We start from the raw sequence: 12929 nt of genomic DNA, 5'->3' as shown, positions 1-12929 counted from the left end.
CTATTGCGTGGTTCATCCGGGCGTGATGGTATTGAGGTGCCGGGCCGGCGCGGAGGGCTGCCGCACCCGCTCGGCGATCAGCTGGGGTCTGACGCGAGAGGCACCGGTCCGTGGGCACGGACCGCCGACGGCGCGCGTCCGTCGGCCCCTGTCGGGCCGCCGGCCAGAGCCGCGACCGACGCATCCCCCACCCTTGTGCGGGGCGGGCGCTCGCGCCACCCCGCGGATCAGGAGAAGCTCGTGCTCCGTTCCCGTACGGCCGCGTTGTTCACCGCGGCCGCCACCCTCGCCTTCGGGGCCGTGGCCCTGACGGTGCAGGCCGAACCGGCTGCCGCCCACGGCACGCCGATCGTGCCGGGCAGCCGGACCTACCTGTGCTGGCAGGACGGCCTGAGCCCGACCGGTGAGATCAGGCCGAACAACCCGGCCTGCTCCGCCGCCGTCGCCCAGAGCGGCACCAACTCCCTCTACAACTGGTTCAGCGTGCTCCGCTCGGACGCCGGTGGCCGCACCGTCGGGTTCATCCCCGACGGCAAGCTGTGCAGCGGCGGCAACACCGGTTTCGCCGGGTACGACCTGGCCCGCACCGACTGGCCGCTGACCCACCTGACGTCCGGCGCACGGCTGGACTTCAAGTACAGCAACTGGGCCCACCACCCGGGCACCTTCTACTTCTACGTGACGAAGGACAGCTGGAGCCCGACCCGGCCGCTGGCCTGGAGTGACCTGGAGGAGCCCTTCCTCACGGTGACCAACCCGCCCCAGCGGGGCGCGTCGGGCACCAACGAGGGGCACTACTACTTCAGCGGGAACCTGCCGACGGGCAAGTCCGGCCGGCACATCATCTACTCCCGCTGGGTGCGCTCGGACAGCCAGGAGAACTTCTTCGGCTGCTCGGACGTCACCTTCGACGGTGGCAACGGTCAGGTGACCGGGGTCGGCAGCGGCAACAACCCGACCACGCCGCCGCCGACCACCACCCCGCCGCCGACCACGCCCCCGCCGACCACCCCGCCGCCGACCACCACCCCGCCGCCGCCGACCACGACCCCGCCGCCGACCACCACCCCGCCGCCGGGCAACAGCGACTGCATGGCGGTCTACAAGGTGGTCAGCGCCTGGTCCGGCGGGTTCCAGGGTGAGGTCACCATCATGAACCACAGCACCCGTACCTACGGGGGCTGGGCGGCGAGCTGGACCTGGCCCAACGGGCAGGTGATCTCGCAGGTCTGGAACGGCTCGCTGAGCACCAGCGGGTCGACGGTGACCGTCACCAACGCCGCGTACAACGGCTCGATCGCGCCGGAGAAGACGACCACGTTCGGCTTCACGGCGAGCAGCTCCGGCACCAACGGGCTGCCGACGGTCTCCTGCTCCGGCCGGTGACCCGACGCTGAACGCGCACACCGGAGGCCCCCACCCGATCGGGTGGGGGCCTCCGGTCCGTCCGGGCCCCGGTGTCCGTCGCGGCGGTGCCGACGGGACCGGGGGCGGGGTCAGCGGACCATGCTGCCGACCACCGGCTTGGTGAGCAGCGCCGACTGGTTGCGCTGGATACCCGGGTCGAGGGTCTTGGCCACGAAGATGGCGTGCCAGATGCAGAAGATCAGCACCGTCCACACCTTGCGGGAGTTGTCCGCCTCCTCGCGCTTGTGCTCCTCCAGCAGCCGCATCGCGTACGACAGGTCGATCAGGTCGCCGGCGGCGGAGGTGGACAGCACGTGCCGGGCCCACTCGTACATCTCGCCGCGCAGCCAGACCCGGGTCGGGGTGGGAAAGCCCAGCTTCCTGCGGTTGACGATGGCCGGCGGCACGACGCCCTGCAACGCCTGGCGCATGGCGTACTTGGTGGCGTCGGAGCGGGGCGGCAGCTTCAGGTCGACCGGGATGGTCGACGCCACGTCGAAGACCATCCGGTCCAGGAACGGCACCCGGACCTCCAGGGAGTGCGACATGGAGATCCGGTCCGCCTTGACCAGGATGTCGCCGCGCAGCCAGGTGTACAGGTCGACGTACTGCATCTTGGTGACGTCGTCGAGTTCGGTGCACTCGGCGTAGATCGGGGCGGTGACGTCGGTGTAGCGCACCGACGGGTCGTAGCGGCGCAGCAGGTGCCGCTTCTCCTCCTCGGTGAACATCCGGGCGTTGCCGTAGTAGCGCTGCTCGATCGGGGTGGTGCCGCGCTCCAGGAAGCTCTTGCCCTTGACCCCCTGCGGGATCGCCTTGGAGACCGCCCGCAGGCCCTTCTGCACCCCGCCGGGCAGGCCGTTGACGGTGCCGAGGGAGAGCGGCTCGCGGTAGATGGTGTAGCCGCCGAAGAACTCGTCGGCGCCCTCGCCGGAGAGCACCACCGTGACGTGCTCGGCGGCCTTCTTGGCCACGAAGTAGAGCGGGACCAGCGCCGGGTCGGCCACCGGGTCGTCCAGGTGCCAGACGATCTTCGGCAGCGCCTCGATCATGTCCTGCGGGCCGATCTTGGTGGCGATGGTGGTCACGTCGAGGTGCCGGGCCGAGTCCTGGGCCACGTCGATCTCGGAGTAGCCGGGCACGTCGTAGCCGACGGTGAAGGTGAGGATGTTGGGGTTGAACTCGCGGGCCAGGGCCACCACGGCGGTGGAATCGATGCCGCTGGACAGGAACGAGCCGACCGGCACGTCGGAGCGCATGTGCATCCGGACGCTCTCCCGCAGCGTCTCCCGGATCTCGTGGTAGAGCCGCTGCTCGTCGGCGACCGGGGCGGGCCGGAACACCGGCCGGTACCAGCGCCGCACGTCCAGCCGGCCCCCCGGCGACCAGGTCAGGTACTCCCCGGAGCCGATCCGGCTGATCCCCTGGTGCAGGGTGCCGGGCTCGGGGACGTACTGGAGGGTGAGGTAGTGGCTGAGGTTGGCGGTGTCGATGCCGGCGTCACCCTGGTAGTAGGAGTGCGCGAAGGGCAGCAGCGCCTTCTTCTCGGAGGCGAGGTAGAGCCCGTCGGCGGTCTCCAGGTAGTGCAGCGGCTTGATGCCGAAGTAGTCCCGCGCGCCGAACGCCCGGCGCTCCTGCCGGTCCCAGATGACGAACGCGAACATGCCGCGCAGCCGGGTGAGCACCTGCTCGCCCCAGTAGTGGTAGCCGGCGACGATCACCTCGCCGTCCCCGGCGGTGGCGAACTGGGCGCCGAAGCTGCGGGCCAGCTCCTCACGCAGCTCGATGTAGTTGTAGATCTCGCCGTTGAAGGTCAGCAGGTAGCGACCGCCCGCATAGGGCAGCGGCTCGTGGCTGGACGCCACGTCGATGATGGCCAGCCGCTTGTGGGCGAACACCCCGTCCGCGTAGTGGCCGGTGGCGTCGCCGACCACCTCGACCCCTGTCTCGTCCGGTCCGCGGTGGTGCAGGCATTCCAACGCCCCCGCGATGTTGTCGCGGTGGGCGGCGGCGTTGCCGTTCGCGCTGAAGAAGGCCAGGAGTCCGCACATGGCCGACATCTTTCCACGCGGCGCAATCCGTCCGCGCGGCACCGCAGGCTCTGTCCCCCTCCCCACGGCACGATCCGCCGGGCCCCGACCCCGGGCCCCGGACGGGGTCGGGCCACCCGGACGGCGTCGGGTGCGGGCGGGGCGTCGGGTGCGGGACCGCAGGCACCCCGTCCGGGCGCAGCCGGAGTACCGTCTGGACGAGCGACGAGGCGAAGGGAGCCGACATGGCCGAGGAACGGACGGACGGCAAGCCGGCGGACGGCACCGAATCGCACGATCCGGACTTTCCGGAGGCGTTCCTGTCCTTCATGCGGCAGGGCTGGCGGGACACCGGCCTGCCGGTCGGTCCCCGGCCGGAGGTTCCCCACCACGCCAAGCGGCGGGAAGCCCTGTCCGCGGCCTTCCCGGGCGAGACGCTGGTCATCCCCACCGGCACCGAGAAGGTACGCGCCAACGACACCGACCACCCGTTCCGGCCGGGCAGCGACTTCGCCTACCTGACCGGCGACCACGAACCGGACAGCGTCCTGGTGCTGCGACCCAACGGCTCGGGGCACGACGCGACGCTGTTCATGCGCCCCCGGTCATCGCGGGAGACCGACGAGTTCTTCCGCAGCCGGCACGGCGAGCTGTGGGTGGGCCGCCGGCACACCCTGGCCGAGAAGTCCACCGAGCTGGGCCTGGCCACCGAGGACCTGTCCGCGCTGGACGGGGCGCTGGCCCGGATGGCACCGGGGCGGACCCGGGTGCTGCGCGGCTTCGACCGGCGGGTCGACGAGGCGGTACGCCCGTGGGACGGCCCCCGCGAGGAGGGGCAGCCGGGCCGGGACCGGGAGCTGGCGGTCGCGATCGCCGAGCTGAAGCTGGTCAAGGACGAGTGGGAGGTCGCCCAGCTCCAGGAGGCGGTCGACGCCACCGTACGCGGCTTCGAGGACGTGGCCCGCGCGCTGCCGGCCGACCGGGGTGTCTCCGAGCGGCTGCTGGAGGGGATCTTCGCGCTGCGGGCCCGGCACGACGGCAACGACGTCGGCTACGGCTCGATCGTCGGCGCGGGCGAGCACGCGACGATCCTGCACTGGGTGCACAACCACGGCGCGACCCGCCCGGGTGAGCTGCTGCTGATGGACATGGGTGTGGAGAACCGCAACCTCTACACCGCCGACGTGACCCGGGTGCTGCCGGTGGACGGCCGGTTCACCCCGCTGCAACGCCAGGTCTACGACGCGGTGTACGCGGCACAGCAGGCCGGCATCGACGCGATCCGCCCGGGGGTCGGCTTCCGTGACGTGCACCTGACCTCGATGCGGGTGCTCGCCGAGGCGTTGAAGGATCTCGGTCTGCTCCCGGTGAGCGTCGACGAGGCGATGGACCCGGCCTCCACGGTCTACCGGCGGTGGACCCTGCACGGCACCAGCCACATGCTCGGCATCGACGTGCACGACTGCTCGAACGCCCGCAAGGAGAAGTACCGCGACGGAGCGCTGGGTGAGGGCTACGTGCTCACCGTCGAGCCGGGGCTGTACTTCCAGCCGGAGGACGAGCTGGTCCCCGAGGAGCTGCGCGGCATCGGCGTCCGGATCGAGGACGACATCCTGGTCACGGCGACCGGCTCGGTGAACCTGTCGGCGGGTCTGCCCCGCCGCTCGGACGAGGTGGAGACCTGGCTGGCCGAGCAGCGTGAGGCGGGTCCCCGCCTGCCCGGCTGACCCCCGCACCCACCGCGACGGCCCCGCCGTCGGACGCGTCCCGCCGCTGGGCGGACGCCTCCGGCGGCGGGGCCGTCGTCGTTGCTGCCCACCGCACCGGCGCTCCCGCGCGGATCACACCACGGAGGGCCTGCTCGTCCCCAGGGTCACCGACCGCCGGAACGTGTAAATAAGGCGGGCTTTCCTCGGGTTTGACCTCATAGCGAGGAACCTTCTCATACCGTGGGTTTCGGGAGCTACAACCGATTTGTAGCAGGGGACGTCCGCTCAGGCGCGGCGACCCTGTCTGGTACGAGGAGAGGGCAGAGAGCTCCGATGTCCAACTACCTAACGAACAACGAAGCCTCCGCGCGGGCGACGGGGAGCAGGAGCCGTCGCAAGCTCTGGCTCGCCAGTGGCGTCGCCGGGTTGACAGGTGTGGTCAGTCTCGCCGCGGTGGGCGTCGCCGGCAGCGCCGGGGCGGTCGGGGTGAGCGGACTGAAGTGGAACACCACTCAGCAGGTCACCAAGGACGGCGACCAGGGTCGCGGCGACGAGGGCCGCGGCGAGGAGGGTCCGGACCGTGGCGGCAAGGACGACCGCGACGGCAAGGACCACGAACGTGGGAAGGAGGTGCCCTGCGACACCGACCGGCTCATCCAGGCGATCGTCTTCGCCAACAGCCGCGACGGCGGTGTGCTGGACCTGGCCAAGGGCTGCACCTACAACCTGACCCGCAACCAGGACGGCAACGGCCTGCCGGTGATCACCCAGGACATCACCCTGCGGGGTGAGCACACCACGATCACCCGGGACGCCACCGCCGACTACTTCCGGATCCTCAACGTGGGTCCGGGCGGTCACCTGAACCTCAAGGGGCTGACCATCAAGGGTGGGCAGACCATCGAGGCGTTGCAGCCGGTCTCCCCGGCAGCGGTGTGGGGGGCCTACTCGGACTCCCAGGCGATCGCCGCCCAGGTCAAGGCCGGCACCCCGCTGGCCCAGGCGCTCGCCGCCCGTAAGGCGAACCCGAAGGCCGGCCTGAAGGCCGCGCCGAAGGCCGCCCGCAAGGCCGCGGTGAAGGCCGCGCCGAAGGCCAAGCCGGGGAAGGTCACCACGCTGATCGAGGAGCCGGGCGTCAACGACGGCGCCGGGATCCTGGTGCAGCCGGGCGGCACCGCCAACCTGTTCGACACCTCGGTCGTGCTGAACCAGTCCGGCGGCAACGGCGGCGGGCTGGCCAACTTCGGCACCACGTCGCTGCGGCACACCGAGGTCGCCCACAACACCGCCTTCTTCTTCGGCGGGGGCATCTTCAACGCCGGCCTGCTCACGGTCGACGAGTCCACGATCACCGACAACACCGCCATCATTGGCGGTGGCGGTGTCTCCAACGGCGCCGCGGAGATCTTCACCGAGGACGTCGACGGCGGCACCGTCCTGATCGAGAAGTCCAAGGTCACCGACAACGAGACGCTCGGCTTCGGCGGTGGCGTGCTCGACATCGGCGGCAACACCACCGTGCGCTACTCCGAACTGCTGTCGAACACCGCGGTGCTCGCCGGTGGCGGTCTCGCGGTGGCGGACGCCCAGGTCAACGTCGACCACTCGACGGTGGCCAAGAACAGCACCGCCGGTGTCGGCGGTGGCGTGGCCGTCGCGTTCGACAGCGCGGTCACCATCGAGAAGAGCCACCTCAAGGAGAACACCGCCGGCTTCTTCGGCGGCGGGCTGTTCAACGCGGACAGCGTCACCACGGTGCGCGAGTCCGAGGTCGTCGCCAACCGGGCCCTCGGTCCGATCGGCGTCGGCGGCGGCATCTTCAACATCTTCGGCGAGGTCAACCTCAGCCGGACGAAGGTCGCCAACAACTTCGCCACCCTCGCCCCCGGCGGTGTGTTCACCTTCGAGGGCGTGGTGAACGTGGACGACAAGTCCGCGATCGTCGCGAACCGTCCGACCAACTGCCTGGCCATCCCGGGCGACACCATTCCGAACTGCTTCGGCTGAGCCACCCTCGGGTGACGTGCGGCCGGTGACGGCGGCACACCGGGCAGGACACGCACCGGCCCCCCTCCGCGACACGCGGAGGGGGGCCGGTCGTCGTCCGCGTCAGCGTTGGACGAAGACCGCCACGCTGCGTGCCGGCACGGTGAAGGTGCCCGCCGACCGGTCGAACGACGCGGTCCGCAGCGCCGGGTCGGCCGAGCCGGCCAGCACCGGGTGCAGGGCGGTGTCGGTGCCCCGTAGCCCGGCCACCGTCTGCTTCGCCGTCGCCGGGGTGGCGTTGAAGACCACGGTCACGGTCTTCCACCGGCCACCGAGCCCTCGGGCGTCAAGCGTCATGGTGAGCACCCCCGGGGTCTCCTTCGCCCCGGAGAGCGGGAACGCGACCCGCTGCTGCACCTGCGCGGCGGTGGTCAGCCCGAACACCGGCGACGACCGCCGGATCTCCAGCAGCTCCGCGTACCGGGCGTCGGCCAGGTCGATCGCGGCGCAGCCGGGCACCAGGGCCGGGTCGGCCAGCAACGGTTTGGCGTACGGCCACTTGTCCTGGTTGTCGGCCGCCGGGGGCAGCCCGGCACCGAACCCGTTGCCCCGGGCGCAGTCCCACCGGATCTGGTTGAACCAGTCACCGGAGTTGTAGGAGTTGCGGTCCAGCGACTTCGAGCGCAGCCGCTCGGACCCGGCCGCCACGAACCCGGTGCCCTGCCCGAGCGCGGTGGTGGCCAGGGCCAGCACCTGCATCCGGGCCCGGTCCGTCGCCGAGGTGCCGGTCGGCAGCTTGTACGCCAGCGCGTCGTACAGGATCTCGTTGTCGTGCGCGTCGACGTAGGTGACCGCCTCGCCGGGGGCGGCGGTGTAGCCGGCCGGGGAGCCGTTGTAGTCGACCTGCGCCCCGGTGACCTGCCGGCCGGCGGAGTCGGTGAACCGGTAGTCGCGCAGGTTGCCGGTCAACCCGACCTTGATCAGGTCCTGGTGGCGCAGCAGCCGGGCCTTCTGCTCCGCGGCGGTGCCGTTGACGTCGTCGCCGTTGGGGTCGGTGTACAGGCCGGAGGCGAAGCCCTGCACGCGCGGGTTGCCGTCGAACGGGCCGCCACCGCGGACCGCGTCGCGGAGCCGGTCGTTGAAGGTGCCGATCCCGGTGCCGGCCATGTTGGCCTGGGTGGCCTGCACGAACCGGGCGTCGTCGGCGACCTCGCCGAAGTTCCATCCCTCGCCGTAGAGCAGGATCTTCTTCCCGTCGACGCCGTCGCGGGCGAGGGTCAGCTTGTCCAGCGCGGCCCGGACGGCCAGGATGTTCGCCTTCGGGTGGTGGCCCATCAGGTCGAACCGGAAGCCGTCCACCTTGTACTGCTTCGCCCAGGTGACCAGCGAGTCGACCACCAGCTTGCCCATCATGGCGTGCTCGGGGGCGGTGTTGGCGCAGCAGGTCGAGTTGGCGACGGTGCCGTCGTCGAGCAGCCGGTGGTAGTAGCCGGGCACCACCTGGTCCAGCACCGACTTCTCGTCGGTGCCGGCGGCGGAGGTGTGGTTGTAGACCACGTCCAGCACCACCCGCAGGCCGGCGCCGTTGACCCCGGCGACCATCCGGCGGAACTCGGCGGTCCGCCGCGCCCCGTCCGGGTCGACGGCGTAGCCGCCCTCGGGGACGGTGTAGTGCAGCGGGTCGTACCCCCAGTTGTAGCCGTCGGTGTCGGCGACCGCCGCGACGCACGCCTGCTGCCGGTCGGAGTCCGGGGGCAGCGCCGCCAGGTCGCAGTCGGGCTGCCGCTGGTCGGCCCGCTTCTCGGGGATGGTGGCGAAGTCGAACACCGGCAGCAGGTGCAGGTAGTTGACCCCGGCGTCGCCGAGCGCCTTCAGGTGTTTCATGCCGGCCGTGCCCGGGTCGGTGAAGGCCAGGTAGGTGCCCCGCCGGTCGGCCGGCACGGTGGTGTCGGCGATCGAGAAGTCGCGTACCGACAGCTCGGAGATCTGCGCCTGCGACGCGGGCGGCGCGGCCGGCTTACGCAGCCCGGACCAGCCGGGCGGGGCGAGCGCCGGGTCGGTCAGGTCGACGATCTGGCTGTGCGTGGAGTCCGCCGCGAGCGCCACCGAGTAGGGGTCGGTGACCGACGCGGTGACGATCTTCTGGGCGGCCGGCTGCCAGGCTTGCACCCGGTAGCGGTAGTAGCGGCCGGTCCAGTCGCGGCTGCCGCGTACCGACCAGACGCCGGTGCGGTCGTCGCGACGCATCGCCACCGTGCGGGGCGACGCCGACGGCGTGTCGGACAGTTCGAGGGTGACCGTACGGGCGGTGGGCGCCCAGACCGCGAGGGTGGGCACCTTGCCACTGAAGGTCACCCCGAGCGTCGCGTCGGTGGCGGCGCGGTAGACGTCGTCGAGCACTCCGGGGATCTGCACCCCGGTCGCGCGCAGCAGCGCGCCCCGGGCGTCCCGCTCGGTCACCACGAGCTGCCCGCGCAGCGCCGCCGGCACCTTCGCCAGGTCGGCCCGGTCGAGGTGGAACGCCTGGTGGGCCCACAGGTGCGGGAAGGCCGCCCGCTGGGCCTCGGTGAGCCCGTTGCGCTGCGCCCGCAACGGCAGCGAGGTGTACGTCCCGGACAGCTCGCCGTCGACCACACCCAGCCCACCCGCCGGTGCCGCCACCAGGGCGTACGCCCTGCCGTCGGTCGGGCCGACGGCCCAGGTGACCGTGGACCTGTCGATCCACTGCGCCTGCTGTTTCGTGATGTCGAGGTCCTTCGTCGTGCCGGTGGCGGTGGCGGGGAGCAGCCGGCCGGGCACCCCGCCCAGCAGCCAGACCTCGTGGCCGACCCCGGTCAGGTCGAGTCGCTGGTCGTCGGGCTGATCCTTGGTGTCGCCCCGGTGGATGATGTAGTTGAGCCCGGTCGCGCCGGCCGCCAGCGGCACCCGGAACAGCGCGCCGAACGCGTCGACCTTCTCGGGCGGCAGCGGGCTGGCCCAGTCGGTCGGGTTGGCCGCCCCGTCCCACAGGTGCAGGCCCCAGCCGGCGTAGTCGTTGTCGGCCTTGCGCCAGTGGATGATCGCGGTGCCCGTGTCGACGGGTGGGTCGGGTTCGCCGGTGGCGGCCTGCCGGGTGGGATAGAGCGCCGGGTCGCCCTGCTTGACCCAGACCTCGCCGGTGGCGGTCACGTCGATGGTGCGGTCGTTGGCGACGTCCTTGGTGCCGGCCTTGTCGACCACGAGGAATCCGACGGACGTCGCGCCGGGCTTGAGCTTCACCCAGGCGAACCGGCCGTACGGGTCCTCCCCGGCGAACGGCTGCCCGGCGGGCCACTGCGTGACGTACGCCGGGTCGAGGTCACCCCAGGCGTAGAGCCCCCAGTCGGCGTAGTCCCCGGCGGGGCGCTGGTAGTGCACCACCACCCAGTCCCGGGACGCGCCCTGCGCGGGGGTGCCGACCACCCCGGTCGACCGGGTGGCGGTCGTCCGCCCCTTCCCGTCGCGGACCACCGCCTTGTATTCGACCCGGGTGCCCCCGGCGAGCCCGGTCAGGTCGTGGTGCACGGTGTACGGCGCGGTGTGCGCGCTGCCCAGCAGCGTCCACTTTCCACCCGCGACCCGGGCGGCGACGGTGACGGTGGCCAGCGGGTCACCTGTCACCTGCGCGGTGACGGCGGCCCGGGTGGCGACCGGGTCGGTGCCCGGCTCGGTGAGGGTGACGGTCGGCTTCGTGGTGGCCTGCGGCACGGGCCGACCGGCCCGGAGCACCACGGCCGCCCCGGCGGGCACGGTCAGGTTCAGCTTTCCGTCGGTGCCGGCGGTCGGGGTGGCCGTGCCGCCGTAGATGCCGGTGAAGGTGGTGCCGGGTGACCAGGTCTGCACGGTGACAGTCTGCGGGGTGCCGGCGTTGTTCACCGCGGCGAGGTACTCGGTGCGGTCGGCCGGGGAGATCCGGGAGAAGGCGAAGACACCGGGCCCGTCGGCGGCGTACCGGGTGACCTGCACGCCGTCGCGCAGGCCGGGGTGCGCGGCCCGCAGCCGGCCCAGCTCGGCGATGGTGCGGTACAGCGGGTGGGTGGTGTCGAACTGGTCGCTGGCGTGGGTGCGGGTGGTGCCGATCAGGTCGTCGTCGAGGTAGTCCGCCGTGCGGGTGGCGAACATGTCCTGCCGGGCGTCCTTGTCCCCGCCCGGCCCGGTGAAGCCCTGCTCGTCGCCGGAGTAGACGACCGGCTGCCCCCGGGTGAGGAACATCAGCTGGTGGGCGAGGCGGTCCCGGCCGAGCTGACGGGCGTCGTCACCGCCGGCGGCGGCGATGAACGAGCCGATCCGGCCCATGTCGTGGTTGCCGAGGAAGGTGGTCAGCCGGCCGGCGTCGGTGTCCCGGGCGGCGTACAGCGGGTCCTTGGCGTAGACGTCGGCCAGCGCCTTCGCCGATCCGTCGGCGGTGACGTAACCGCGCGCCGCCTCCTGGAAGGAGAAGTCGAGGGTGGCCGGCAGCCCGCCACGCCGCACGTAGGTGGAGGTGACCTCCTGGTCGGCGCTGTAGACCTCGCCGAACATGAAGAAGTCCTTCTTACCGGCGGAGTCGGCGGCGCGCTTGATGCCCTGGCTGAACTGCGGCCAGAAGTCGAGGTTGACGTGCTTGACGGTGTCCAGCCGGAACCCGTCGACGTCGGTGCTGGCGATCCAGTCGCCGTACGCCTTGGTCAGGCCTTTGACCACCTCGGGCCGCTCGGTCCACAGGTCGTCGAGGCCGTAGAAGTCGCCGTACTCGCTGTTCTCACCGGCGAAGGTGGAGTCGCCCCGGTTGTGGTACATCGTCGGGTCGTTCAGCCAGGCCGGGACCTTGACCTTCGCGTCGGCGGGGCTGGCGAAGGTCGGCGTGTACGCCCCGGAGTCCCGGTTCACCTTCGGGAAGGCCCGGGTGCCGTCGGCGTAGTTGCGGTCCTCGAACTCGCGTCCCTGCGCGTCGGTGTACGGCGACGTCTTCTTGTCGACGTAGGCGTACCTGTCCTCGGCATATTTGATGACGTCGGCGGTGTGGTTGACGATGACGTCGAGGTAGACCCTGATGCCCCGCTGGTGGGCCAGCTTCACCAGCCGCTTCATCTCCTCGTTGGTGCCGAAGTGCGGGTCGACCTGGGTGAAGTCGGTGATCCAGTAGCCGTGGTAGCCGGCGGAGACGTCCGCGCCGCTGCCCTGCACGGGCCGGTTCTTGAACACCGGCGCGAGCCAGATGGCGGTGGTGCCGAGCCCCTGGATGTAGTCGAGCTTGTCGATGACGCCCTTGAGGTCGCCGCCGTGGTAGAAGCCCTTGTCGGTCGGGTCGAGGCCGGTACGCAGCCGGTCCCCGGTCAGGCCGCCGGTGTCGTTGCGGCGGTCGCCGTTGGCGAAGCGGTCCGGCAGGACAAAGTAGAACTGTTCGTTACGTCCCTTACCGGTGCCGGCGGCGAGCAGCGCGTCGGTGGAGGGTTCGGCGCCCCACTGGGCGGCGCCGGCCGCGGCGAGGGCGTCGATGGTGGACGGCCGGTCGGTGGCGTCGGCACCGAGTTGCCGGACGGCGACCGGGACGCCGACGAGAGCGAGGGTGAGGGTGGAGACCAGAGCGAGCAGCGCCTTGCGCAGCAGCGGGGGTGTCATCGACGGCCTTCCTATGGTCGCTGATTCGCCCGCACGCTAGCCCTTGCCGAAAAAATCTGCAATACCTTGCAAACACTGCGGCAATACGGCAGTAACCTTGCAGAACCCGGGATCACCGGCGGCGGCAGCGCCCACGACCGGACCGTGGTTGGCAGCACCCACGGTCGGACGGCGGCAG

General features: G+C 71.5%; 5 protein-coding genes. 3 read left to right on the top strand and 2 right to left on the bottom strand.

Annotated features, from left to right (window positions below; all coding sequences use genetic code 11):
* Window positions 1-240 precede the first annotated feature (240 nt).
* Window positions 241-1386 carry a lytic polysaccharide monooxygenase gene (locus tag JQX11_RS18115; RefSeq protein ID WP_204926137.1) on the top strand — a complete coding sequence of 382 codons (1146 nt, stop codon included), beginning with the start codon at window positions 241-243 and terminating at the stop codon, window positions 1384-1386.
* A gap of 110 nt (window positions 1387-1496) precedes the next feature.
* On the opposite strand, the gene asnB is transcribed toward JQX11_RS18115, so the two are convergent.
* Window positions 1497-3458 carry an asparagine synthase (glutamine-hydrolyzing) gene (gene asnB, locus JQX11_RS18110; RefSeq protein ID WP_204926136.1) on the bottom strand — a complete coding sequence of 654 codons (1962 nt, stop codon included), beginning with the start codon at window positions 3456-3458 and terminating at the stop codon, window positions 1497-1499.
* A 224-nt stretch (window positions 3459-3682) separates the two neighbouring features.
* On the opposite strand from asnB, the gene JQX11_RS18105 reads away from it, so the two are divergent.
* Together JQX11_RS18105 and JQX11_RS18100 are read left to right on the top strand one after the other, a co-directional pair.
* Window positions 3683-5164: an aminopeptidase P family protein gene (locus JQX11_RS18105; RefSeq protein WP_204926135.1), complete on the top strand. Its 1482-nt coding sequence runs from the start codon at window positions 3683-3685 to the stop codon at window positions 5162-5164.
* A 315-nt stretch (window positions 5165-5479) separates the two neighbouring features.
* A complete protein-coding gene (locus JQX11_RS18100; RefSeq protein ID WP_204926134.1) occupies window positions 5480-7153 on the top strand; it encodes a right-handed parallel beta-helix repeat-containing protein in 1674 nt (557 codons plus the stop codon).
* Window positions 7154-7255: 102 nt separating this feature from the next.
* On the opposite strand, the gene pulA is transcribed toward JQX11_RS18100, so the two are convergent.
* Window positions 7256-12751, bottom strand: coding sequence for a pullulanase-type alpha-1,6-glucosidase (pulA, locus tag JQX11_RS18095; protein WP_204926133.1), 5496 nt, complete (start codon window positions 12749-12751; stop codon window positions 7256-7258).
* Window positions 12752-12929: the final 178 nt, after the last annotated feature.

The organism is Micromonospora humida, from assembly GCF_016901255.1.
Lineage (GTDB): Bacteria > Actinomycetota > Actinomycetes > Mycobacteriales > Micromonosporaceae > Micromonospora > Micromonospora wenchangensis.
The sequence above is the reverse complement of the archived record's forward strand: the minus strand, read 5'-3'. Positions and strand labels throughout refer to the sequence as shown.